We start from the raw sequence: 22,308 nt of genomic DNA, 5'->3' as shown, positions 1-22,308 counted from the left end.
AGGTAGTCGGCGCGGCGGTCGTCGACGAGCCTGGTCGACCCCCGGCCTCGCCGGCGAGGGGAAGGTCAGCGCTCCCGGCAGGCAGACCCCGTGCTCCGCGAAGGCAACCCGCGCGAGGACCCGCAACCGTTCGCCGATCCCGTCCTGGTTCTCCAGGCCGGCCGAATTGAGAAGGACCTCCGATGAGCACGATGTGGCAGGGCTGCCTCGCCAACACCGACTACTTCGAAATGCGTTCCAGCGGCGGGCATGACTACGGCATCTGGGTCACCACGCCACCGGGCTACGATCCCGCCGCGACGAGAACGCCTGCCGTCTATGTGCTCGACGGCAACTTCGCCGTGGGCATGACGGCTCCACTCATCGTCACCCAGCTGGACCCCATGGGCCCGCTCCAGCCCTATATCCAGGTCAGCGTCGGCTACGCAGGCGAGGAAGCACAGCACTGGGATCGACTGCGCAACAGGGACCTCGTGCCACCTGGCGAGCCCGTCGCCCAGGAGTTCATCGACGCCGTGGAGCTGGGATTCCAATCGGGTGCCAGGACGCGCGAGGAATCCGATGCCTACCTCGCCGCATTGCGCGACACCCACGCCGATGCCTTCCTGAGCTTCCTCACCACGGAACTGCACCCGAGGATCGAACGCGACTACGACACCGCCCCGACCGGTCACGGCCTGTTCGGCTACTCCTACGGCGGGCTCTTCAGTCTCTACACCTGGCTCAGCGGCTGCACACTCTTCGAGAGCATCGGAGCGGGCAGTCCCGGCGTTGCCAGTGCGGACAGTCAGGTCTTCGCTCAGCTCCGCGAGATGGGTGACAGTCGGCAGGCCGCCAAGCTCCACGTGACCCTCAACGAGCAAGAACTCCTCGGGGAGCTGCCGATCTACCAAAGCATGACGAAGAACACGGCCACCCTCCTGCACCGCCTCGGCTCCCGTAGCGGAGCCGTCACCAGCGCAGTCCTGCGCGAAACGCACGTGACCGGCCTATCGGCTTCGTTCCTCAGCTACCTCAGGACCTGCCGTGCCCGGTAGGTGTTGATCACCGGGGACAGCGGGGAAGCCCACCGCGGAGGGATTTCCACTGGCTCAGCCACCACGACCGGCGCCGATGGGCTGACCACATCGGCGCCGGTCCACGGTGTTTCGTTGGTCCGACGCCTATTCGAGTACTCGCCCGAGGAATCCTCGGATGTAGCCGGTGACGGTGTCGAAGTCGGATTCGAGGGCGAAGTGTCCCGCGTCGAGCAGGTGGATCTCGGCGTCCGGGAGGTCTCCGGCGAAGGCGCGGGCGCCGTCGGGGCCGAAGATCTCGTCGTTGGCGCCCCAGACGGCCAGCAGTGGCACCTGGCTCTCGCGGAAGTATTCGTGCAGGCGCGGGTAGCCGGCGACGTTGGTGATGTAGTCGCGGAACAGACGCAGTTGGATCGCGTCGTTGCCGGGTCGTTGGATCAGGGCGTGGTCGTGGGTCCAGGTGTCGGGGCTGACCAGGCTGGGATCGGCGACGCCGTGCAGGTATTGCCACCGGATCGCATCCAGGCCGAGGGCGCCACGCAGCGCGGCCTCGTTGCTGGGGCTGGGATCGGCCGCGTAGGCCCAGATCGGCGCCCAGAACGGCTCGACGAAACCGGCTTCGTAGGCGTTGCCGCTCTGGCTGATGATCGCGGTGATGCGCTCGGGCGCGTTCAGCGCGAGCCGCCAACCGATGGGGGCGCCGTAGTCCTGCACGTACATCGCAAACTTCGTGATGCCGAGTGTGTCCAGCAGCTCAGCGGTGACATCGGCGAGCGCGTCGAAGCTGTAGTCGAATTCGTCGACCGAGGGGGCGTCGGACTGGCCGAAGCCGAGGAGATCCGGGGCGATGACGTGATAGCGGTCGGCCAAGGCGGGGATGAGTTCGCGGAACATGTGTGAGCTGGTCGGATAGCCGTGCAACAGCACCACGGTCGGCGCCTGACTCGGCCCGGCCTCCCGGTAGAAGACTCGATGACCTGCGACGGTCGCGGTCCGATAATGAACCTCAGCCATTCTAACCCCTTTGCATGTTTTTATCGGTTAGCTTTGATGCGGTCGACCGTAGACCGCTCGTGCTAACCTTGTCAACGACTCTTACTGGTTAGGTTGACGATGGTCGAGGACACCGAACTACTGCTGGCGCTGCTCAACTCCCGCCCCATCAAGGACGGCGTCGAACACGATGCGCTGTCGGACGATCGGGCGGCGCGCGAATGGTCGACGGCGCACGGCGGCACCGGAACACCGCGCGAGGCGGAGAACCTGCGACACCTTCGCGCCGAGCTGACCCGAGTCGTACTGGGCGAGGCGCCAGCGACCGTGCTCGCCGAAACCCTGGACGGCACCTATCAACGGCCGAGGTTGAGTGAAGATGGCCTGAGCTGGGAACTCGTCACCGAACCGGACGCGCGGTTGTCGGCGCGGGTGGTGCTGGTCTGGGCATGGGTGACCGAGAACCTTCCCAGACGACTACGCCCGTGCGGCAACGAGGAATGCCGACTGTTCCTGTTGGACCGCAGCAAACCCAACAAGGCCCGTTGGTGCTCGATGGCGACCTGCGGCAACCGAATGAAGGCCAGACGGCACTACGAACGCAGTCGCGGGGCTGCTTCGGCGGAATGAGTCGACCGGGTGAGCCTGGTTCGGCAGAACACAGCGGCTCCGCCACCCGGAGGCGACGGAGCCGCTGACGGTGTGCCTTGCTACCAGGTCAATCGAGCCGATCGGCCTTGATCGAGGCCACGAACGCGCCGAAGACCGCACGGTCGACAAGCAGCGTCCCGCCATCGCGGTCCTTGGTATCGCGGATGCCGATGACACCAACTCCTACGCCGATCTCGACGCAGGCTCCCAGTTGGGCTGTCCGAGTGGAGGTCCACCAACGATCCGGCGTGAGATGCAACGTCATCGTGCCTCGATTCGTCGATGGTGCGGCGGCCGGGGCTGCTGCCGTCAGCTATCTCAGACTGTCCGCCTTGACTAAGGACAGCAAGGCCCCGAACACCGCTCGGTCGACGATCAGCGTTCCGCCATCACGGTTCTTGGTGTCGCGGATGCCAACGATGTCAGCGCAATGTCCTACCTCGACACAGCCGCCTTGCGCTCCGCTGTAGGTGCTCTTGCGCCAACCCTTCAGGTGTAACGTCACGATGCCTCGCTCTCAGCGTGAAGTTCTGCACGAGCGGCGATGAGCGCAGCAGAATCGGCAGTGTTCATCGCAGCACCGATGACGGTATCCCGCGTTGCCAGGAAGCGGTTCACATCGTCGGCCTCATCGACGAACTCTCCCCGTGCCAATGATTCCACGTAGATGATCGGCGAGGCGTCGGCGAACTCAAGCACGTCGAACGGCCCCGACATTGCAGCGTGCACACCAGCGCTGAAGGGCAGGACACGCACATCAACTACGCCCCTCTCAACTTGACGAAGCAGGTACCTCAGCTGGGTGGCCATGATCGCAGGTCCGCCGACCGCGCGGCTGAGGACAGCCTCGTCGAGAACCGCCGTCAACCGGACTGGGTTCTCGCGATCTAGAACGTCCTTACGGCCCATGCGCGACATAACCAGCGGATCTGAAGCGGGAACAACAGGCGAGATGACCGCACGAGCGTAGTCGCGTGTCTGCAACAACCCTGGTATCAGCACAAGAGAGACGGCAGTGATCGCTGCCGCTTCCTGCTCGTACATGATCAGCGTCGACATTTGATCAGGGATGTGTGATTGAGACACGTACCAGTTGGGGCGCCCGATGTCCTCGGTCAACTTGAGTACGTGGTTCCGCTCTTCGGGTGAACATTCCATTGCTCCCAGGAGAGCCGAGACCTCGTTCACTGAGATCACTTTGGTGGCGTTCTCGTAGCGGGAGATGGTGTTCGAGTGGACCCCGATCCGGCGCCCTACCTCCCGCGCTGACATTCCCTTCTGCTCCCGAAGCGTTCGGAGCGAATGCCCGAGCGCCCGGGCCCGAGGTGTTCTCGTGACACGGCTCATGTGGCACACCGTAATCGATCTGCCACTCCGTGAAAGAGTTTCAACCGTTTGACCGTGATGCCACGGTGGCATCAGCATCGATCTCGTGACCCGGAACAGCCAGGAATCGTCACACGGGAGCTGATCGCATGACCGTAGTTCTGATCGTCCTGTGCCTCATGGGCGCCACCTACGCCGCCCTCCAGCTCTATTGGGCGGTGTCCGAATGACCGTTCTCTCCGAGGGCCGGTTGCCCGTCACATCAACGCCGGTTCGCCGCTATGCCGGGGTGTTTCGGCGGCTGGAACACGTCCACGATCCGGCTTATGGCTCGGTTGCCGTCGCGGTGTGCGGGGCGATGGTCAAGCGCATCGGCCCGAACGAACCCGTCCCGCCCTGTCCGTCCTGTTTCCCGGAGACCTCGCCATGCGCTTCTTCTATGTCCGCACCCTCGGCCGAGGTGACACCCACCTCGCCGATGCCCGCCACGGTTGCGGCCCCGAGGTCGTCCCCGTCTGCGATCCCCGCAGCCCATTCCGCCCACTGAACCGAACTCCGCTGCAAATCTGCTTCTACGACTGGCAGCCCTGCGCCGCTTGCCTCGCCGCCCACCACGAGCCCACGCCCGTCCGACACCTGGCGGTAGCCCGATGACCAGCACCACGAAGCCGCCCGCGTTCCGCCGAATCGGCACCCTGCGCCGCCTGCGCGCCCGCCGCATCCGCCCCTACCTCACAGCCCACCAATCGTGCCCCACCTGCGGAGGACAGTCGTGACCATCCCCTGCGTCATCACCGTGGGAGTCCGCTCCCTCACCACCGGCCCCGAATCCCTGGTGTTGGTCGCCGACCGCCCCAGCAAATCGGTGGCCGTGGCCGTCCGAGGCCGAGGACTCGCTGCCCTCACCCGCCGTGCCGCGGGCGTCGCCCTGGCGACCCTGATCACCGAGCGCCCCGCCTCCGCCGTCGAAGTCCCCGTGATCGGCAGGCAACACCAGATCGGCAAGCTCCGCATCAGCATCCTCGGACCGCAAGCCGCCCTCACCCTCACCGCAGGCGACGCCGTCGTCCGGCACTGGAACATCGCGCACCGCCCCGAACTCGCCGCCGCCATGAACCGCGTCGTCACCCACCTAACAGCGGAAACAGCCGCCTGACCGCGCCTTCCCGACACCCCAACGCCTCCGGCGAGGAGAAACCACCGATGTTGAAACCCTGGATGGAAAAGCGCCCCGACGAAACCGACCGCGAGGTCATGCACCGCCGCTCCCGCACCTGCTACTACTGCCCCCGCGAAGACCCCACCGTCAACGAGAGCATCGAACACGAGAAAACCCACGAGGTCCCGGTCCGCCGGAAGCCCAAGGACGCGCCTATCGAGGATTGAGCAGCGGGCGTGGTCTGGCCGCTGCTACCCCTACAGCAAGCCCTCGGTTTTCAGGTTCACGACGTACGCCACCCGCACCATAAGCATCGGCACGGGCGTGCCGAAATCGGTTGGAAGGGCAAGAAGCACGATGACTGACTGGACGAGCCTGAGTTTCGTGGTCGTAGACGTCGAGGGCAACGGCCAGCATCCGCCTGACCTTGTGGAGCTGGCTGCGGTGCCGGTGATTGGTGGGATCGTCGGGGAGCCTCTGAGCTGGCTGGTGAAGCCAGCCACCGCGATCAAACCTTTCGCCACGCGCATTCATGGCTTGACGGACAAGGACGTTGCGGACTCCCCGTCATTCCGAGACATCGCCAGCGACGTGCTGGCTGCCCTTAACGCTGACGCACTGGTCGCGCATAACGCACACGTCGACCTTGGTGTGCTGCGCCGCAAGCTCCCCGAGTGGGAATCACCTGAGGTATTCGACACGCTGAAGCTGGCGCGGCGATTGGTGTCGGGCCTGGGCAGCTAACGACTCGGCAACCTGGTCCAGGCATACGACCTGGCCGAGGGCCTGCCGGATGGTCTCAACCCGCACCGGGCGACGTATGACGCTCTGGTCACGGCGCGGTTGTTCGTACTACTGGCCACCAAAGCCGCGAGTCTGGAGGCACTGCGCGACCGAGTGTCGGGAACAACCGCAGCTGAAGGGGCTCTTCGCATTGAGTAAAGGATCTTGTTCGGGAACTCTTAAAGGACCGGTTCTCGTGGAACTATGCAAGCGATTCGCGGATGACGTCGAGAGCTTGCGGCGCTTTGACGATGCTCATCTCTATCATCAGATAACCTTCGCCGCAAGCCTTCGACATTCGCGGGACGAATTCCTGCCGCACCTTGCTCCCGACCTGGATGCCGTCGCTGACGTCGTCCTGGGGCGGATGAGTACCGGCTGGTTCGCGCAGCCGACACCGGGCACTCCGCAGTCTCGGTTCTCCAAGACGGGCGAATTCGGGCCCATCGGAAGTCTGGCCTCGCACCTCGGGGCAGAAATCTCCGAGAAGCCCGCAGGTGGGGCCTGGACCTCGTCATACCTTCCCAGCGGCGAGAGCGCTTGGGCAAGATGGGAACAAGCCGAGTTTTCTCATGAGAGCCGAGATCCGTGGTCAGTTCATTTCGATGCAAGCAGTTGCGCGCTCTACCAGATTGATTCCCTCGACGACTTCACCCGGCTTGTGTTGCGCTATCCGGGCGACACGCAGAACGGCCGGGTGGGGATCGACTGGTCGACTGTCGCTGCCGATTTTCACGCCGTACATCTGACCGCCAAAGGACTTCTGACCGTCCAGAACTTCCCGGTGTCGACTCCACTGGGGATTGCCGAACTCCGAGGCTGGGATGCGGAATCCACCGTATGGCTCCGGGTACCGCCCGGTCTTCGCGTGACGCCTGCAAACGACTGAACCCCACCGCCGGATCGCGGGAAGCCACCAACCCCGCCGCGCGTTGCACGGTGGTATGAGTCTGCGCTTCAGCCTGCTGGGTCCGGTCCGCGCTTGGCGGAACGAGGACGAGATTCCGCTCGGGCCACGACAACAGCGCGCGATCCTGGCGGCGTTGTTGTTGAACAACCGCATTCGACTGAGCGTCGGCCAGCTGATCGGCATGGTCTGGGACGATCCGACGCCCAGCGCAGTGATGGCGGTGCGGACGTATGTGTACAAGCTGCGCAAGCTGCTGCCCGAGTTGGACCTCACTGCGAAGGACGGCGGCTACACCATCCGAACCGAGATCGTCGACGACGAGGCGGGCGAACCGCTGGAAGGCCTGCACAGCAGATACTTCGACGCGCAACGCCTCCGGCTCGCCCAACGCGGGCTCAAGGCCAAGGAGGATCGGCTCGAACGCGAATTGAACACCCTCGAACTACAGCGGCACGTCGACGAGCATCCGCTGCGGGAACATCCGCGAGCCCTGCTCATGCACACGCTCTACCGCGACGGAAGACAGGCCGAAGCACTCGACCAGTTCCATGAAGCACGAGTCCTGTTCGCTGCCGAACTCGGCATCGAGCCGGGGCCGGAGTTACGCGAGGTCCACCAGGCGATCCTGGACGGCACACTGAAGCACGTCGCCAAGCCCGACCAGCTGCCGCTCGACTTCGCCGAATTCACCGGACGAGCGCGCGAGATCGCGCAGCTCGTGGCAGCGCTGCCGGGCCCGGTCGGCATCACCGGCATGCAGGGCAGCGGCAAGACCTCGCTGGCTGTGCGGGTGGCGCATGCCGTCAAGCACGATTACCCGGATGGCTGGTTCTTCGTGCGAGGTGCCAATGTCGTCGACGATTTACTCCGGGCGGTGGGCGTGGAGAGTGCGTCCGGTGACAAGGCCGCGCTGTGGCGGGAGAAGGCGCGCGGCAAGCGGTTCCTGGTGGTGTTGGATGACATCGAATGCGCCGAGCAGGTCCACGATCTTGCAACGCCCGGTTCGGCGTTGATCGTCACGAGCGTACGCAGGTTGAACGGGATACCTGGCATGACCTGGGTGAAGATCGCAGGGCTGGAATCGGGCGAGGCCCGCGAGTTCTTTCGCGCCCTGCTTGGCGATGCGCGGTTCGATGCGGAACTGACGCAAGCCGAGGAGCTGCTAGACCGGGCATCCTGTCTGCCGGGCCCGATCCGAGTGGCGGGCAGCAAGTTGGCTGCCAGGCCGCACTGGACGATCGACATGCTGTTACAGCAGGCGGACCTGGGCTACCGCATGGGCGAATCCATCCCCTCGGACTGCGGTGCGGTGCTGAACCCCTTGGCCAAGGCGGCACAACGGCTCGCCGACCACGAACGGCGGCTGCTGTTGGTGTTCGCTGAGCGGGGAGCCAAGGAGATCACCAGCATGGAGGCCACCGCACTGTCCGGGTGCGGGCTGGGTGTGATCGAGATGACCTTGGAAGCGCTGGCCGATGTCCACCTGATCGACCCGGTGGTGCGCGGTCGCTACCGGTTGCCGACCTTCGTTCGCTCCTACTTCGGCGCTACGGCGGCGACCCTGGCCTGAGCTGGTCGTATATCGCGGATTTATCAACCGATGATGGGACGTCACCACTGTCGCAGCCATGGCAACCAAGGAACTCGAAGGCAAGAAGGCACTGGTCACCGGCGCAACCTCCGGCATCGGCCGGGCTACCTCGGTGCGGCTGGCGCAAGAAGGCGCAACGGTCTATGTCACCGGCAGACGCGCCGACCTCGGCAAGGAGACCGTCGCACTGATCGAACAGGCGGGCGGGACGGGGCACTTCATCGCAGCGGATGTCACCAAGCTCGACGACATCACCCGTCTCGCCCACGAGGTCGGCGACGTCGACATCCTCGTCAACAATGCGGCCACTACCTCCCACACCCCCGTCCCGGAGCAGGACCCGGCCATCTACCAGCAAGTGTTCGACGTCAACGTACGCGCCGCCTACTTCTTCGTCGCCGCGCTCGCGCCGCAGATGGTGGCGCGCGGCAGTGGAACGATCGTCAACATCTCCTCGGGCGGTGCGGTGATCGGCGCCCCGCTCGGCGCCGTCTACAACGCCACCAAGGGCGCGATCGACTCGCTGACCCGCGCACTGGCGGTCGAATTCGGGCCGCAGGGCATCCGCGTCAACGCCGTCGCCCCCGGCGCGATCCGTACCGAGAAGGCGCTCGACCTCATGGGCGAGACATTCGAGCAACTCGTGCCAACCCTGCCGTTGCGGCGCATCGGTGAGCCGGAGGAGATCGCGGAAGCCGTGCTGTTCCTGGCATCCGACCGCGCGACCTACATCACCGGCTCGATACTCAGGGTCGACGGCGGCGTCACCGTCGTCTGACCGATGGACCTGTGCCGGTGGCTGATCCGCTCGGTGAGCTGCCGAGCGGATCGGCGCTGTTCCTCGCTTATGGAGGATTATTCAAAACTCGGCTCCACCGGCTGGCTGAACAGGTTCGCCTGAGTCATCCAGCGGAGGCGTGCCCCGGCGCGAGCGGGTTCGCCTGGCTTCAAGCTCTTCGCGGCTAACCAGGATGACCTCCGGCGGTCCCTCCGCACCCACCTCCACCGTCTCAAGGGGCATGGGCTGAGCATTCAGCATTCTCTCGCGGGTCCAATAGGAAAGAGCGTCGCCTTGAGTCCTGTTGGCCTTGCCGGCGATCCAGTTTTCCGGTTGCTCAGCCATCACTTATCGATCGTATGCAACGACGTAACCTTCCGGCATGGTGCACCAACCCGCCAGCACCGGTGACGTGACGAGTCCTGCGGCGGAATACCAGTCGTCCAGATTGACGGTCATCGACGTTCATGTGCTGCTCGTACGCGACAACGACGTGCTGCTCACGCGACGGCGACACGGAGACTGGGACGCCATGTGGCATCTGCCGTCCGGAAAGCTCGATCCCGGCGAATCCGTACTCGACGCCGCTGCACGGGAAGCAGCCGAAGAGGTTGGCGTGCTGATCGAGCAAGCAGATCTGCGCCACGTCCACACCGTGCATGTCGCTGGCTCCGGTCCGGCGCCTCGGCTGGGATTGTTCTTCGAGACACGAAAATGGGTCGGCGAGCCGGTCAACTGCGAACCCGACAAGTGCTCCGGAGTCGAGTGGTTCCCCTTCGACACCCTGCCGGACGACGTAATTCCGTACCCGCTGGCAGGTATCCGGGCTTACCGCGACGGCGTCGATTTCGGCCTGCTCGGGTGGGATTAGACCGGCCGCCCTTCCGGTGCTCGCCTGAACGACGAACAGCAAAAGGACGGCGCCGCGTAGCTTGGTTCTTCTAACGAGCTGAGCAGCGTCCGCGTAGCTTAGGTGGGCATACGCGACCACCTCAGCGAGCGTGCGATGGCCTACCACGCGGCAATCGAGACGGGCCGATCGGAGTAGCGATGTCCCATCGTCGTCTGCTTGTGTTGCCCGCCCTGCTACTGCTGCTTACCGCCTGTTCCTCCGCTCGTGAGGAGCCGCCTACCACGGAGGGGACCTTTAACTCGACGGAGTCGGCCACCGAGGTGGGTTCTGCCCCTACCCGGTACGGCACGGACGGGGGGACGCTGATCGTGGCCGAGGAACGATGGCGCGAGCACCTCGAAGACATCGACGATCCGACCCGCGCCGAAGCGTGCTACGAAGAAGGCTGGGATCAACCGCGATGTGGTCGCTACTTGGCTGGAGTGGTGCGGGACGTGCTGTCGGTGTCCGATGCCGCGTCGGCAACGGAATGGCCGCAACTGGCCGAAGCGGCGGAATCGATGGTGGGTTCGTACGAAGAGTACGAGGCGCAGGGCTGCCACGAATCGGAGTCGGCCAATTGCTCGGGACTGCGCACGGAAGTGCTGCTCGGGCCATCGTTGGTGCTGGTCGGCTACGCGGCTGATCAGATATAACTGCGTCGACGATTACTTGCAGGTGCGGGCATTCCTCGCCGCATTTTCCGATCACCAGCGAGTTTCCGTCCAACACAGTGGACGAAGTTCTCGACGAGGCTCGCAGATGGTGCACGAGTGGGCAGCCGATGACGTTAACCCTCAACCGTGAGCAGCCTCGTCGTGAATTTCGCAGTCGTCCCGACTCTGTCGGCCAACCGGTTGCCTCTTATGGGCGAGAAGACGAACGTGGTGAAGGCCTGCATCGGCAAGCGCTACTCGTAGCGCATTCGGCGTGTCCCGACCTGCCGCTGCCCCAGGACGGCCCTCGCCCCGCCCGAGGAGGGCACGCGGTGCCAGGGCCGGTCAATGCCCGGTTCGCTGATGACTCGCGTTGAGCGGGTTCGGCCGATCGTGTCGATAACAACCGTCGAGCGGATATGACTTCCGTTGAGCTGGCATACCCCCGCTTGTCCCGGGCGGACTGCAAGTGGCAGTGCGGTCACCCAGCCGGGCTGGCTCGCCCCCCGCTCACACGGGGCGGACGATGCACCACAGGGAGCACAAGAACGAAAGCACTGGCTCACCCCCGCTCGCGCGGGGCAGACGGGTCGTCGGTGGCCTTCCCGGCGCGCTCTGCCGGCTCACCCCCGCTCGCGCGGGGCAGACGACGCCTCGATCGACAGCTGACCGACCACCCCCGGCTCACCCCCGCTCGCGCGGGGCAGACTCGATCCGGGGCATCACCGTGTACCGCAACGGCGGCTCACCCCCGCTCGCGCGGGGCAGACTCAGACCTTCTTTCGCCCGAAAATCAATTCCAGGGCTCACCCCCGCTCGCGCGGGGCAGACCAGGCCAGCGACGACTCCGCGTTCGACAGCCGCGGCTCACCCCCGCTCGCGCGGGGCAGACGTTCCCGGAGGTCCCGTACACCCACACCGAGCCGGCTCACCCCCGCTCGCGCGGGGCAGACGACGTAGCAATATACGGAATCACTCGGCGCGGGGGCTCACCCCCGCTCGCGCGGGGCAGACGCCGCCACGATCACCACCCTCACCGTCCACCCGGGCTCACCCCCGCTCGCGCGGGGCAGACTCCGCCATCACGGCCGGCTGGAAATTCTCCGGCGGCTCACCCCCGCTCGCGCGGGGCAGACCCCGGTGGGCGACACGACAACTCCGAGCCTCCCGGCTCACCCCCGCTCGCGCGGGGCAGACCCTTCGCGACCTGCGACGTCAGAGCGCCGTGACCAGTTCGTGACCATCCACAGTGCCGCTCCACGCCACCACATCGCTCAGGGCCGACACGAGTGCTCGCTTCCCCAGCTTCAGCCGTATCGATCTCTTTATACCGAAGCCGCCACGACCCGACCGGCGCAGGGGTTCGCCAATGCCCAACCCCCGACGCCGGCCGATAGCACCGCCTCAGCGGAGCACCACATCCTCATCGAGGTCTCGGGATACCAACTCCGCCAGCGCATCCACGGCGGCTTCCTCGTCCGCCGCGATCTCGACCTCGTCGCCCTGGTGGGCGCCCAGGGTCATCAGGCCGATGATGCTTGCGGTGTCGACCGGTTCCCCCGGCACACCGTCGCTGACCTTCGCGATGGTGGTCGGGATGCCCTGCGCTGCGGCGGCCTTGGCCAGCAGCGCGGCGGGTCGGGCGTGCAGGCCCGAACTGGCGGCGACCTTCACCCGGCGTCGATGCATCGTGTTCTCCGTTCTCACTGCGCGACGGCGGGCGTCGCGGTGGTCGTCGTGGTGGTCACTCGGCCGATCTGTTTGCTGAGGATCACGGCACCCGCCGAGACCACCATCCCGATGGCGATCGCCAGCAGATACAGCAGCGGACCGCCGACCAGCGGCAGCACGAAGATGCCGCCGTGCGGGGCGCGCAGGGTGGAGCCGAAGGTCATCGACAACGCACCCGTGGTCGCCGAGCCGAGCATGATCGAGGGCAGCACCCGCAGCGGGTCCGCCGCGGCGAAGGGGATCACGCCTTCGGTGATGAACGATGCGCCCAGCAGCCAGGCCGATCGGGCGCTCTCCCGTTCCGAGGGACTGAACAGCTTCGCTCGCACGGTGACGGCCAGCGCCAGGGCCAGCGGCGGGACCATGCCCGCCGCCATCACGGCGGCCATCAATTCCAAGGCCGTGTCGCTGCCGGTGCTCAGGCCCCCGACGGCGAAGGTGTAGGCGGCCTTGTTGACCGGGCCGCCCGCGTCGAAGGCGATCATCGTGCCGACGATCAAGCCGATCAACGCCGCGTTCACGCCCGCCAACCCGTTAAGCCAGTCGGTCAGACCGAGGGTGACCGCAGCGATGGGTTGGCCGATCACCACGAACATCAGGGTGCCGACCACCGCCGTTCCGACCAGCGGCAACACCAATACCGGCATCACCCCGGCCAGCGCCTTCGGCACGGCGATCTTGCGCAGCGCACCGACCACCGCGCCCGCGAGGAAACCGGCGACCAGACCGCCGAGGAAGCCCGCGCCGACCACCACCGCGATGGCGCCACCGACGAAACCCGGGGCGATCGCGGGCCGGTCGGCCATCGCGAAGGCGATGAAACCGGCGAGCACCGGGACCAGGAAGTCGAACGCGATCGTGCCAACCTGGTTGGCCAGCGCGGCCCACCCCGCCAGGCTGCCCGCGTCGAACTGCTCGGTGACCGGGGGCGCCTCGGTGATGTCGTAGCCGCCGATCGCGAAACTCAACGCGATCAGCAGGCCGCCCGCCGCGACGAACGGGATCACGTAGCTCACGCCGGTCATCAACCATTGCCGCAGCCGGGTGCCGAAGCCCGTGTTGGCGGGAGAATCGGGGTCGGTGTCCGTCGGGGCCGAAGCTGGCGCAGGCTCGTCCGACCGTTGTTCCGCCGCCGCGATCGCGCGGTCGAGTAAGCCCGCCGCGCCGTTGATGGCCTGCTTGACCGTCGCATCCACGCGCGGCTTGCCGTCGAACCGTTCCCGGTCCTGCACGCCGACGTCGACGGCGAAAATCACCGCGTCCGCGGCCTGGATGTCCGTAGTCGATAACGGCGTCGAGCCTGCGGAGCCCTGCGTCTCCACCTGGATCTCGTGTCCGGCGGCCTTGGCCGCCTGCTCCAGTGCCTCGGCCGCCATGTAGGTGTGGGCGATGCCGGTCGGGCATGCGGTGACCGCGACGATTCTCATGGCGCGAAGACCTCCCCGCGCACATAGGCCGCGACCGCCTCGGGGTCGGTGGCGGTCGACAGGGTCTGGATGAACTCCGCGCGCATCAGCCGTCGGGCCAGCGCGGCGAGCACCGTCAGGTGGATGGCGTTGGCGCCGTCCGGGGCGGCGATGAGGAAGATGAGCTTCGCGGGTCCGTCCTCCGCGCCGAAGTCGACCCCCGCGCTGCTGCGGCCGAAGGCCAGGGCAGGCAGCGTCACCGCCGTCGAACGGCAGTGCGGGATGCCGATGCCGCCCTCCAGACCGGTGGCCATCTGCTGTTCGCGGGCCTCGACGTCGGCCAGGAACTGTTCGAGGTCGGTGACCCGGCCTGCGGCGACCAGGCGATTCGCCAGCGAGCGCACCACGGCACGCCGGTCGGTGTCGACCAATTCGAGGTCGACCAGGTCAGCGCTGATCAATGGTTCCTCTGTCATAACGCCGCTCCGTTGAGGCTCGAAGATGGGTCTGCTTCTGTCACTCGCACGGTGGCCGTGCGCAGATCCTTCGGGCGGGGCATCCGGGTGCCCACCTGTTCGACCGCCGCCGTGCCATAGGCCACGGCGGTGCGCAGCGCTTCCGGGCCTGCCGCGCCCGCGAGCAGGAAGCCCGCCAAGGTCGCGTCGCCGGCGCCCACGGTGCTGCGCACCACCGTGGCCTCGCTGACGGCGTGCCAGGTTCCGGCGTCCTCCACGAGCAGCGCGCCCTGTTCGCCGAGGCTGACCAGCACCGCACCCACGCCCGCCTTACGCAGTCGCAGGGCGACATCGAGGACTTCGCCGAGGGTGGGCAGCGGATGGCCCGCCAGCTCGGCGAGTTCGGCGAGGTTCGGACTGATCAGCTCCGGATTCGCCGCGCAGGCCAGGGCCAACGGTCGCCCGGAGGTGTCGACGGCGACCCGCGCGCCCGAGCGGCGGGCCGCGTGGAGGAGCCGGGCGTGCAGGTCGTCCGGGCAGCCGTGTGGCAGGCTGCCGCAGGAGACCAGCCAGTCGGCCCGGCCCGCGAGTTCGGCGGCCTTCGCCTCCAGGGCGCGCAGCTCGGTCTTGGTCAGTTCGGCGCCGGGTTCGTTGAATTTGCTGGTCGTGCCGTCGGCCGCCACCACCGCGATGTTGCTGCGGGTGGCCGCACCGATCGGCACCTCCACCACCGGAACCGACTCGGGCGCGAGTAACTCGGCCAGCCGTGATCCGTCGGGCCCGCCCGAGGGCAGCAGGGCCAGCGTGGCCACCTCGGCGGCGGCGAGGGCACGAGACACGTTGACGCCCTTGCCACCGGGGTCCAGCCGCACCTGCCGCGCCCGGTGCACGGCGCCGAGCACCACGTCGTCGACCAGGATCGTGCGGTCCAGGCTCGGGTTGGGCGTCACCGTGACGATCACGCGAGGACCACCTCGGTCCCGGCCTCGGTGAGCGCCGCGACCGCGGCCTGATCGAGTCCGTCGTCGGTCACCACGACGTCGATGTCGGCGATCTCGGCGAACCGGCTGAACTGGTCGTCGCCGTACTTCCCGTGGTCGGCCAGCAGGACTCGTTTGCGGCAGGCGCGAATCATCGCGGTCTTCACGGCGGCCTCCACCGCGTCGGGCGTGGTGCAGCCGCGTTGTGGGGAGAAACCGTTGGCGCCGAAGAATCCGACGTCGATGGTGAGACCGGCCAACACGTCGAGCGCCCAGGATTCGACGGCGGCCAGCGTGGTGCCGCGAATGCGCCCGCCGAGCATGTAGAGCGTGCAGTTGGATCGCGGGGCGAGCTGGTTGGCCACCGGCAGCGCGTTGGTCACCACCGTGAGCTCCGCCTCCGAGGGCAGCAGTCCGGCCAGCCGCGCGGTGGTGGTGCCCGCGTCGAACAACACCGTGCCCCGTGGGGGAAGCAGGTCGACGGCGGCGCGGGCGATGCGTTCCTTCTCGGCGGCGTTGGTGGCGTCGCGCTGCGGCACGCCCGGCTCGAAGTCCAGTCGTTCCACCGGGATCGCGCCGCCGTAGACGCGCCGCACCAGGCCTTGGCGTTCCAGCGCGCCTAGATCGCGCCGGATCGTCTCCGGGGCCACGGCCAGTTCGTCGGATGCGGCCATCACGTCGATGCGGCCGTCCCGCCGGGCCCGCTGCACCAACAACTGTCGGCGCTCCGCTCCATACATGCCCGGTTGACTCCGATCTGTGTTGGATATTGTCTGATTCTGCCCTGTGTTGCCTTGGTGTCAAGGAGATCGCGGCGCCGATGGGCAGCGCGACCCTTGGAAAAATGACCGGCCGATGGGGCAGGCCACGCCCTACCGTGAGGCGATGGAGTCCGAGCGCCAGGACCAGGCCGGGAAACGCGTCCATGTGCCGCAGATGCCCGCCGAGCGCGTGGAGCAGATCCGGCGTTGGCATGCCCGGGCCTATCGAGAAGCCCGAGCCGCTCTGCAACAAGAACAGACTTTCGCCTACCTCGGCCGAACGATCGTCGTGCCGCCGCAGGTCATGCCGATCACTCCCGTCTCCCATCTACTGGGGGAGGCGGTGCTCGCCGAGGTCGGCGCGCAGGACCGGGTACTGGATATGGGGACCGGCAGCGGGGTCAACGCCGTACTCGCCGCCGCATCCGGAGCCGACGTGTTGGCGGTGGACATCAACCCCCACGCACTGGCGGCCGCTCGCTCCAATGCGGTGCGCAACGGGGTGGCCGCGCGAGTCACGGTCCGCCACAGCGATGTCTTCGAGTTCGTCGACGGCGTTTTCGACGTGATGGTCTTCGACCCACCGTTCCGCTGGTTCGCGCCGAGAGACCTGCTGGAGGCCGCCACCACCGACGAGAACTACGGCGCCATGACCAGATTCTTCAATCAGGCACGCGACTACCTCAAGCCGGGTGGACGGCTCCTGGTCTTCTTCGGCAGCTCCGGCGACCTCGAATACCTGCATCGACTCATCGAGGCGTCCGGATTCCATCGCACGGTGTTGGCCCGACACGCCATCGTCAAGGACGGCCAACAGGTGGACTATGTCGCCCTTCGGTTGGCCGTGGCCGGACACGTCGCCTCATGATGGCCGAGGCTCTCGCCCTGCTGTGATGCTGGCGGGGGCGGATCCGGTAATTCCGTGCCGGGCGAGGCGATGAGTTCTGGTCGCGCCCGAGGTCTATCCCGGGACGACACCGATCTCGACGAAGGGAACTCTCGTGGCCAAGATGCTGTATTCGGTCAGCATGTCCTTGGACGGCTTCATCGCGGGTGCGGGCGGCGACATGTCCTGGCTGGCCGATTTCACCGGCCCCGACCCGACCATCGCCAACCTGATCGGCGACGTCGGCTCGCTACTCGTCGGCCGCAACACCTACGACGGCGACGACCCCAACAAGGGAACCGAGGGCGAGGGCGAGGCATTCGGCGGCGGCTGGTCGGGCCAACAATTCGTGCTCACCCATCGGATTCCGGAGAATTCACCGCCCGATATCCACTTCGTCGACGACTTCGAGACCGCCGTCGCCAAGTCGAAGGCCGCAGCAGGCGAGAAATACGTCAACATCCTGGGTGCCGATGTCGCCCGACAGTGTGTGGCGGCCGGGCTGGTCGACGAGGTGCTGGTGTTCCTGGTGCCCGTGCTGATCGGCGATGGAGTCCGGTTGTTCGATCACCCGGGTGGGACGAGTATCCGGTTGGAGCGGCTGAGCGTTTCTGAGGGGCCGGAGTCGACGAATCTGTGGTTCCGCGTCGTTCGGTGACGTCGCGGGTGTTGCGGCCGGGTGGGCGTGCTCCTCGCCCCACTCGGCCGCGTTGTTCATTCAGGTGGCGCCGCGAGGAGTTCGGCCGTCGCGGCGGCCAGTCGGGCTGCGTCGACCTTTGAGAACAGGCCGTTGTGCAGGTCGATTCTCGTGTCGAGGTGGAATGCGCTGAGCGGTTCGGCCGGCGGGTCGTCGAGAAGTCTGCGAAGCGGGGGCACCACGGCGGCGGCGGGTTTCGCCGTTGTCTGCTGCCGTCGGATGAAGTCGGCGGTCGGCGGGTCGTACTCCCCTGCAAAGGCGGTCGAGGTCGTCCCGGGATGCAGGAGTACGTACCGCACCGGGCCGCCGCCGTGGCGCTGGGCGAAGTCGACGCCGAGCAGGTCGTTGTACCGCCCGGTCACCGACATCGCCCGAACACCGTCGTAGGCACGCGCGCTCTGCAGGTCGGTCCAGTCAATAGGCGTGTCCTGGCCGGGACCGGAGATGTTCACGACCACCGGGCGATCGGCCCTGGCCATCGACTCGTACAGCCCGTCGGCGAGGAGCAGTCGGCTGAGGTAGGACAACGCGAAGTTGTGTTCGAAGCCGTCGGAGGTGATCCGCCGTCGAGTTTGGAAGAAACGCGCGCCGAGCACGAGCCCGTCGATTCGTGGGTGTGTTTCGGCGAGTTCGGCGGCGACGTGTCGGGTGCTCGATGTCAGGCTGAGATCAGCCCGGACGAAGGTGATCGTGCCCGGCGAGTCGCCAGCGTCGGCAACCAGCCGGCCGCCCTTGTGCTCATTGGTTCCGAGCACCACCACGCGGTCACCGCTTCGCGCCAATGCCGTGGCCAGCGCCGCGCCGATGCCGTCGGTCCCGCCGGTGATCACGATCGTTCGTGCCATGGTCGGTCTCCGTTCCCGTCGAGGTTGACACTGCCCGCCGTGCGATCGCAGCTGGCCGAGCCCACCAATTGAACCGATGAGTTCAAACTACCTTCATCACAGGTAAGCTCTCACGCCACCCCACCACCGGAGCAGTACCGGGACGACTTCAACAACACATTCGCATTAGGGTTGATCGACCGTCGCAGAATCTTCGCAATACGGATTGTTTACCGAATGACCAATCTGGACATTATCCGTCCGATGACAAGCAGCCGGTTGCCTCACCGTGAGCTAGATCATTGACTATTAATCGTGATCGAAACCGCCACATAGGATTCCAGTTGCCGAGCACAACGGATCGCGATCTATTGAGTTCACCCGCACCTGGCACTGGGAGCCCATAAAACTGTCCACCGAGGAGCCGGTAATACATGCGACCAAGAAGAGTAGCGGGCGTGGTGGCGATCGCCGCCGTTACCGTTGGCCTGACCGCCGTGACCGGAACCGCCCAGGTCCCCGGATCATCCCCACACGCAGCCACATCGGATTCGGCACCACACCAGACCCTCACCCTGATCACCGGTGACCGCTTACTGGTGACGTCGACCGGCGGCCGTCAGCTCGTGACGGTGCTGCCCGCCGAGGGCCGCGAGAGCATCGCGTTCCAGCAGACCGGCGACGGCGACACTTTGTCGATCACGCCGATCGATGCGTTGCCGTTGATCGACCAAGGCAGCCTCGATCCCCGACTCTTCCAGGTGTCACGGCTGATCGAGCAGGGTTTCGGCGACTCCGGCCCGCTGCCGTTGATCGTCTCGCACACCGATGACGGCGCGCGCCCGCTGGCCTCGACCGACGTCGAGGTCGTCCGCGAGCTGTCCAGCATCAACGCCGTCTCGCTGGCGGTCGACGAGAACGAGACCGCCGAGTTGTGGTCGAGGTTGACCACCGAGAACTCCACGCTGGCGGCCGGCGTGGAACGGGTCTGGCTCAATGGGCGTTCCCGCGTGCTGGACGAGGAGAGCAACGCCCAGGTCGGGGCCCCAGCGGCCTGGGAAGCCGGATTCAGCGGCGAGGGCGCCACCATCGCGGTGTTGGACACCGGCTACGACGCCGAACACCCCGACCTCACCGAGGTGGTCGTCGACGCCGCCGACTTCACCGGAAGTTCCGTGGGTGTCACGGACATCAATGGACACGGCACCCACGTGGCCTCCACGGCCGTCGGCACCGGGGCCGCCTCCGATGGCGCGCACCGGGGTGTCGCGCCCGAAGCAGATCTGCTGGTGGGCAAGGTCTGCGGGGACGATGGCTGGTGTCCCGATGACGCCGTCATCGCGGGCATGGAATGGGCGGCGGGCAACGATGTCGCCGCAGCCAACCTGAGTCTCGGCGGCTGGGCCACCGATGGCACCGACCCGCTGTCGGAGGCGTTGAACGCGATCACCGAGCAGAGCGGCACCTTGTTCGTCGTCGCCGCTGGCAACAACGGCGGCGAGGTCATGGTCGGCTCGCCTGCGGCGGCGGATGCGGCGCTGGCCGTCGGCAGTGTCACGAAGGACGACGAGCAGAGCGAGTTCTCCAGCCGTGGCCCCCGGCTCGGCGACCACGCGGTGAAACCCGACATCACCGCCCCCGGATCCGACATCATCGGGGCTCGCGCCGCCGGGACCATGCCGGATCAGCCCGCCGACGAGGCGTACACGACGCAGAGCGGCACCTCGATGGCGTCGCCGCATGTCACCGGCGCCGCCGCGATTCTCGCCGCGCAGCACCCCGAGTGGCAGGCCGCCGAACTCAAGGCAGCCCTCACCGGCTCCGCCGAACCGCTGCCCGGCCTGGACACCACCGAACAGGGCTCCGGCAGGCTCGACGTCGCCAATGCGGTCACCGCTCAGGTGCATACCGACGTCTCCTCGCTGAGCTTCGGCCTCTTCGCTTACCCACACGACCAAGGACCGCAGACCAAGACCGTCGTCTACCGCAACTCCGGCGACGAGGACACCGTGTTGGATCTGGACCTGGCGCCGGTCGACTCGGACGGCACACCGGCCCCGGCGGGTTTGTTCACGGTGGACGCCGAGCAGATCACCGTGCCCGCAGGCGGCGAGGCCAGCGTTGACGTCACCGTCGAACCCTCTGCAGGCGACCTGCTCGGCTATCTCGGCGGCACGTTGACCGCCGTGTCCGCCGATGGCACGACCCGGCTCGCCACCGCGGTCGCCGCCAGTCTGGAGGCGGAGAGCTACGACCTGACCATCGAAGCGACCGACAAGTCCGGCGAGCCCGCCACGAGCGCGAACCTGCAGATCGTCGACCGGGCGGACAGCTCGAACCGTTTCTACGCCACGCGGATCGAGCCCGGTGTCTACGGGGCGCAGCTACCAGCAGGCGAGTACGACGTGCTGGCAGTCTTGTATGGGCGCTCGCCGGAGAACCTCCGGGCGGTGACCTATGTGTCCGACATGGCGGTGGACGTGACCGCCGATGCCACGATCTCGCTGGACGGCACCGCAGGCGAACGGATGACCGTGGCGACGGAACGTGAATCGGTGCTCGCCACGTCGAGCGTCTACGTCGATTTCAGTGGGCATTCGTCCGGGGTGATCGGGATGGGCGAGGCCGACCCGGTTTATGTGGTGGCGTCCGAGTCCGACGAGACCAGCGCGGGCGGCCTGCGCTTCACCTATCGGCCGACGCTGGTGTCCACGGCAGGCGCCGCCGAGGAACACGTCTACACACTGCTCTTCGACGAACTCGACGGCCTGCCAGACTCGGTCGACTACTCGGTGATCGACGAGGAGTTGGCCCAGGTGGCCACGCGATACCGTGCGCAGGGCGTCGCAGCCAGCGCGGAAGCAGGATCGCTGGGCATTCCGGCAATCGATGCTGGCCGGAGCCTCGCGGGCGGAGTCGTTCCCACCGAACTGCCCTCCGAACGCCTGGAGTTCTTCACGCCCGGCGACATCGACTGGATGGGCAGCGTCTTCGCACCCGTCGGCGGTATGACCAGCCGCTACACCGACTACCCCACCGCGCAGGACTACCAAGCAGACTGGAACGCGGCCCCGTTGGGAATGTCGTTGGCGTTGCCCGATCTTCGCGGCAACCACCGTGTCGGGGACCGGATCGCCATCCACACAGGCACGTTTTCCCCGGTGGACGAGACCTACCTGGCACCGGGGGCTCCCAAGGGGACCCTCACGCTGTCCAGGGACGGCGAGGTCATCGGCGAATCGGCCTACGCCGGATTCGGCGAATTCGATGTGCCTGCCGGACCCGGCGAATACACCGTGGACCTCACCGCAGCCCGCGATAACGCGGTGTTCGGCACGCAGGCCACCGCACGGTGGACGTTCGCCTCGGACACCGCAGGCGACACACCGGAGCCGCTGCCGATGATGAGTGTCCGGCCGCGCGGCGAGATCGACGACCTCGGTCGGGCACCCGCAGGCGACTATTCGCTCATCCTGGAGTTGGAGCACCTCACCGGCGGAACCGCCGCCGAGGCCACCCTGGAAATCTCCTACGACGACGGCGATTCCTGGGAAGCCGTGCCGGTGGAATTCTCCGAGGGAGAGGCCGTCGTCGAGATCACCCACCCCGACGGCGACGGATTCGCCTCACTCCGCACCACCGTCACCGACACCGATGGCAACACCGCCGAGCAGACCATGATCCGGGCATACGGGATCGTGGCGGGCTGAACCGAGCCGATAGCACAAGGCGGTGCCGTCCGGTCTGCGCAGATCGGACGGCACCGCCTTCTCTTCTGACCGGACTGTTACACGGAGGTCATCGGACCAGAAT

25 protein-coding genes and 1 CRISPR repeat array are annotated in these 22,308 nt (G+C 66.7%); of the genes, 13 read left to right on the top strand and 12 right to left on the bottom strand.

What is annotated here, in order from left to right; all coding sequences use genetic code 11:
• Positions 1-182: 182 nt before the first annotated feature.
• A complete protein-coding gene (locus BKA25_RS07985; protein WP_069850887.1) occupies positions 183-1,037 on the top strand; it encodes an alpha/beta hydrolase in 855 nt (284 codons plus the stop codon).
• A gap of 126 nt (positions 1,038-1,163) precedes the next feature.
• Here the strand turns inward: BKA25_RS07985 and BKA25_RS07980 are convergent, their stop codons facing one another.
• The gene (locus BKA25_RS07980) at positions 1,164-2,030 is read right to left on the bottom strand and encodes an alpha/beta fold hydrolase (protein ID WP_069850889.1); all 867 of its coding nucleotides are present in this window, start codon (positions 2,028-2,030) and stop codon (positions 1,164-1,166) included.
• Positions 2,031-2,129: 99 nt separating this feature from the next.
• On the opposite strand from BKA25_RS07980, the gene BKA25_RS07975 reads away from it, so the two are divergent.
• A complete protein-coding gene (locus tag BKA25_RS07975; protein WP_069850890.1) occupies positions 2,130-2,639 on the top strand; it encodes a CGNR zinc finger domain-containing protein in 510 nt (169 codons plus the stop codon).
• Between the two features lie 88 nt (positions 2,640-2,727).
• Here BKA25_RS07975 and BKA25_RS07970 read toward each other — a convergent pair whose 3' ends face one another.
• From BKA25_RS07970 to BKA25_RS07955, 4 genes are all read right to left on the bottom strand, one after another.
• On the bottom strand, positions 2,728-2,925 hold the full coding sequence (locus tag BKA25_RS07970; RefSeq protein WP_069850891.1) for a DUF397 domain-containing protein: 198 nt from the start codon (positions 2,923-2,925) through the stop codon (positions 2,728-2,730).
• A gap of 48 nt (positions 2,926-2,973) precedes the next feature.
• Complete coding sequence (locus BKA25_RS07965) at positions 2,974-3,165, bottom strand: DUF397 domain-containing protein (protein WP_069850893.1); 192 nt, start codon at positions 3,163-3,165, stop codon at positions 2,974-2,976.
• Positions 3,162-4,007, bottom strand: coding sequence for a helix-turn-helix domain-containing protein (locus BKA25_RS07960; protein ID WP_069850895.1), 846 nt, complete (start codon positions 4,005-4,007; stop codon positions 3,162-3,164). The genes BKA25_RS07965 and BKA25_RS07960 overlap by 4 nt, the downstream gene beginning before the upstream one ends.
• A gap of 303 nt (positions 4,008-4,310) precedes the next feature.
• Positions 4,311-4,550, bottom strand: a complete 240-nt coding sequence (locus tag BKA25_RS07955; RefSeq protein ID WP_157421179.1) for a hypothetical protein — start codon at positions 4,548-4,550, stop codon at positions 4,311-4,313.
• Between the two features lie 208 nt (positions 4,551-4,758).
• Between BKA25_RS07955 and BKA25_RS07950 the strand changes: the two genes are divergently transcribed.
• The 6 genes from BKA25_RS07950 to BKA25_RS07925 all read left to right on the top strand — a co-directional run bounded on the left by BKA25_RS07950 (position 4,759) and on the right by BKA25_RS07925 (position 9,207).
• Positions 4,759-5,142: a hypothetical protein gene (locus BKA25_RS07950; RefSeq protein WP_069850898.1), complete on the top strand. Its 384-nt coding sequence runs from the start codon at positions 4,759-4,761 to the stop codon at positions 5,140-5,142.
• 47 nt (positions 5,143-5,189) lie between these two features.
• Positions 5,190-5,372, top strand: a complete 183-nt coding sequence (locus tag BKA25_RS07945; protein WP_157421180.1) for a hypothetical protein — start codon at positions 5,190-5,192, stop codon at positions 5,370-5,372.
• 130 nt (positions 5,373-5,502) lie between these two features.
• Positions 5,503-5,889 (top strand): 3'-5' exonuclease, encoded by a 387-nt coding sequence (locus BKA25_RS07940; protein ID WP_236750332.1) that lies wholly within the window; start codon positions 5,503-5,505, stop codon positions 5,887-5,889.
• 235 nt (positions 5,890-6,124) lie between these two features.
• Positions 6,125-6,817 (top strand): hypothetical protein, encoded by a 693-nt coding sequence (locus tag BKA25_RS07935; RefSeq protein ID WP_157421181.1) that lies wholly within the window; start codon positions 6,125-6,127, stop codon positions 6,815-6,817.
• Positions 6,818-6,872: 55 nt separating this feature from the next.
• Positions 6,873-8,408 carry an AfsR/SARP family transcriptional regulator gene (locus BKA25_RS07930; protein ID WP_069850901.1) on the top strand — a complete coding sequence of 512 codons (1,536 nt, stop codon included), beginning with the start codon at positions 6,873-6,875 and terminating at the stop codon, positions 8,406-8,408.
• A gap of 58 nt (positions 8,409-8,466) precedes the next feature.
• Positions 8,467-9,207: an SDR family NAD(P)-dependent oxidoreductase gene (locus tag BKA25_RS07925; protein ID WP_069850903.1), complete on the top strand. Its 741-nt coding sequence runs from the start codon at positions 8,467-8,469 to the stop codon at positions 9,205-9,207.
• 81 nt (positions 9,208-9,288) lie between these two features.
• Here the strand turns inward: BKA25_RS07925 and BKA25_RS07920 are convergent, their stop codons facing one another.
• On the bottom strand, positions 9,289-9,552 hold the full coding sequence (locus BKA25_RS07920) for a hypothetical protein (RefSeq protein ID WP_157421182.1): 264 nt from the start codon (positions 9,550-9,552) through the stop codon (positions 9,289-9,291).
• 37 nt (positions 9,553-9,589) lie between these two features.
• On the opposite strand from BKA25_RS07920, the gene BKA25_RS07915 reads away from it, so the two are divergent.
• Positions 9,590-10,078, top strand: coding sequence for an NUDIX domain-containing protein (locus BKA25_RS07915; RefSeq protein ID WP_084643251.1), 489 nt, complete (start codon positions 9,590-9,592; stop codon positions 10,076-10,078).
• Between the two features lie 350 nt (positions 10,079-10,428).
• Complete coding sequence (locus BKA25_RS07910; protein WP_157421183.1) at positions 10,429-10,755, top strand: hypothetical protein; 327 nt, start codon at positions 10,429-10,431, stop codon at positions 10,753-10,755.
• A gap of 559 nt (positions 10,756-11,314) precedes the next feature.
• A CRISPR array of direct repeats spans positions 11,315-11,952; the repeat unit is 28 nt; unit sequence GGCTCACCCCCGCTCGCGCGGGGCAGAC.
• Between the two features lie 207 nt (positions 11,953-12,159).
• Here BKA25_RS07910 and BKA25_RS07905 read toward each other — a convergent pair.
• From BKA25_RS07905 to BKA25_RS07885, 5 genes are read right to left on the bottom strand one after another with little or no spacing between them, the layout of a single operon-like run.
• Complete coding sequence (locus tag BKA25_RS07905; protein ID WP_069853908.1) at positions 12,160-12,444, bottom strand: HPr family phosphocarrier protein; 285 nt, start codon at positions 12,442-12,444, stop codon at positions 12,160-12,162.
• A 14-nt stretch (positions 12,445-12,458) separates the two neighbouring features.
• Complete coding sequence (locus BKA25_RS07900; RefSeq protein ID WP_069850906.1) at positions 12,459-13,913, bottom strand: PTS fructose transporter subunit IIC; 1,455 nt, start codon at positions 13,911-13,913, stop codon at positions 12,459-12,461.
• A complete protein-coding gene (locus BKA25_RS07895) occupies positions 13,910-14,368 on the bottom strand; it encodes a PTS sugar transporter subunit IIA (RefSeq protein WP_069850908.1) in 459 nt (152 codons plus the stop codon). The genes BKA25_RS07900 and BKA25_RS07895 overlap by 4 nt, the downstream gene beginning before the upstream one ends.
• The gene (gene pfkB / locus BKA25_RS07890; protein WP_069850909.1) at positions 14,365-15,309 is read right to left on the bottom strand and encodes a 1-phosphofructokinase; all 945 of its coding nucleotides are present in this window, start codon (positions 15,307-15,309) and stop codon (positions 14,365-14,367) included. The genes BKA25_RS07895 and pfkB overlap by 4 nt, the downstream gene beginning before the upstream one ends.
• A complete protein-coding gene (locus BKA25_RS07885; RefSeq protein WP_069850911.1) occupies positions 15,306-16,067 on the bottom strand; it encodes a DeoR/GlpR family DNA-binding transcription regulator in 762 nt (253 codons plus the stop codon). Before BKA25_RS07885 ends, pfkB begins: the two co-directional genes overlap by 4 nt.
• Positions 16,068-16,212: 145 nt before the next feature.
• Here BKA25_RS07885 and BKA25_RS07880 point away from each other — a divergent pair, with 145 nt between their 5' ends.
• Positions 16,213-16,956: a methyltransferase gene (locus BKA25_RS07880; RefSeq protein ID WP_069853909.1), complete on the top strand. Its 744-nt coding sequence runs from the start codon at positions 16,213-16,215 to the stop codon at positions 16,954-16,956.
• A 133-nt stretch (positions 16,957-17,089) separates the two neighbouring features.
• Positions 17,090-17,632 carry a dihydrofolate reductase family protein gene (locus BKA25_RS07875; protein ID WP_069850912.1) on the top strand — a complete coding sequence of 181 codons (543 nt, stop codon included), beginning with the start codon at positions 17,090-17,092 and terminating at the stop codon, positions 17,630-17,632.
• A 56-nt stretch (positions 17,633-17,688) separates the two neighbouring features.
• Here BKA25_RS07875 and BKA25_RS07870 read toward each other — a convergent pair whose 3' ends face one another.
• The gene (locus BKA25_RS07870) at positions 17,689-18,516 is read right to left on the bottom strand and encodes an SDR family NAD(P)-dependent oxidoreductase (protein ID WP_069850914.1); all 828 of its coding nucleotides are present in this window, start codon (positions 18,514-18,516) and stop codon (positions 17,689-17,691) included.
• Positions 18,517-18,929: 413 nt separating this feature from the next.
• Here BKA25_RS07870 and BKA25_RS07865 point away from each other — a divergent pair, with 413 nt between their 5' ends.
• Positions 18,930-22,205, top strand: coding sequence for a S8 family serine peptidase (locus BKA25_RS07865; protein ID WP_069850915.1), 3,276 nt, complete (start codon positions 18,930-18,932; stop codon positions 22,203-22,205).
• The last annotated feature ends 103 nt before the right edge of the window (positions 22,206-22,308 follow it).

Origin of the sequence: Actinoalloteichus hymeniacidonis (assembly GCF_014203365.1) — a bacterium.
Lineage (GTDB): Bacteria > Actinomycetota > Actinomycetes > Mycobacteriales > Pseudonocardiaceae > Actinoalloteichus_A > Actinoalloteichus_A hymeniacidonis.
Note: the sequence above shows the minus strand (reverse complement) of the source record. Positions and strands in the feature narration are given on the sequence as shown.

What these genes read in the sequence shown, in the direction of transcription:
- BKA25_RS07905 (WP_069853908.1), bottom strand. Translation starts at nt 12,444, where the DNA reads ATGCATCGACGCCGGGTGAAGGTCGCCGCCAGTTCGGGCCTGCACGCC.
- BKA25_RS07930 (WP_069850901.1), top strand. Translation starts at nt 6,873, where the DNA reads ATGAGTCTGCGCTTCAGCCTGCTGGGTCCGGTCCGCGCTTGGCGGAAC.
- BKA25_RS07945 (WP_157421180.1), top strand. Translation starts at nt 5,190, where the DNA reads ATGTTGAAACCCTGGATGGAAAAGCGCCCCGACGAAACCGACCGCGAG.
- BKA25_RS07915 (WP_084643251.1), top strand. Translation starts at nt 9,590, where the DNA reads ATGGTGCACCAACCCGCCAGCACCGGTGACGTGACGAGTCCTGCGGCG.
- BKA25_RS07920 (WP_157421182.1), bottom strand. Translation starts at nt 9,552, where the DNA reads ATGGCTGAGCAACCGGAAAACTGGATCGCCGGCAAGGCCAACAGGACT.
- BKA25_RS07985 (WP_069850887.1), top strand. Translation starts at nt 183, where the DNA reads ATGAGCACGATGTGGCAGGGCTGCCTCGCCAACACCGACTACTTCGAA.
- BKA25_RS07880 (WP_069853909.1), top strand. Translation starts at nt 16,213, where the DNA reads ATGGAGTCCGAGCGCCAGGACCAGGCCGGGAAACGCGTCCATGTGCCG.
- BKA25_RS07900 (WP_069850906.1), bottom strand. Translation starts at nt 13,913, where the DNA reads ATGAGAATCGTCGCGGTCACCGCATGCCCGACCGGCATCGCCCACACC.
- BKA25_RS07960 (WP_069850895.1), bottom strand. Translation starts at nt 4,007, where the DNA reads ATGAGCCGTGTCACGAGAACACCTCGGGCCCGGGCGCTCGGGCATTCG.
- BKA25_RS07895 (WP_069850908.1), bottom strand. Translation starts at nt 14,368, where the DNA reads ATGACAGAGGAACCATTGATCAGCGCTGACCTGGTCGACCTCGAATTG.
- BKA25_RS07885 (WP_069850911.1), bottom strand. Translation starts at nt 16,067, where the DNA reads ATGTATGGAGCGGAGCGCCGACAGTTGTTGGTGCAGCGGGCCCGGCGG.
- BKA25_RS07940 (WP_236750332.1), top strand. Translation starts at nt 5,503, where the DNA reads ATGACTGACTGGACGAGCCTGAGTTTCGTGGTCGTAGACGTCGAGGGC.
- BKA25_RS07975 (WP_069850890.1), top strand. Translation starts at nt 2,130, where the DNA reads ATGGTCGAGGACACCGAACTACTGCTGGCGCTGCTCAACTCCCGCCCC.
- BKA25_RS07980 (WP_069850889.1), bottom strand. Translation starts at nt 2,030, where the DNA reads ATGGCTGAGGTTCATTATCGGACCGCGACCGTCGCAGGTCATCGAGTC.
- BKA25_RS07925 (WP_069850903.1), top strand. Translation starts at nt 8,467, where the DNA reads ATGGCAACCAAGGAACTCGAAGGCAAGAAGGCACTGGTCACCGGCGCA.
- BKA25_RS07870 (WP_069850914.1), bottom strand. Translation starts at nt 18,516, where the DNA reads ATGGCACGAACGATCGTGATCACCGGCGGGACCGACGGCATCGGCGCG.
- BKA25_RS07970 (WP_069850891.1), bottom strand. Translation starts at nt 2,925, where the DNA reads ATGACGTTGCATCTCACGCCGGATCGTTGGTGGACCTCCACTCGGACA.
- BKA25_RS07865 (WP_069850915.1), top strand. Translation starts at nt 18,930, where the DNA reads ATGCGACCAAGAAGAGTAGCGGGCGTGGTGGCGATCGCCGCCGTTACC.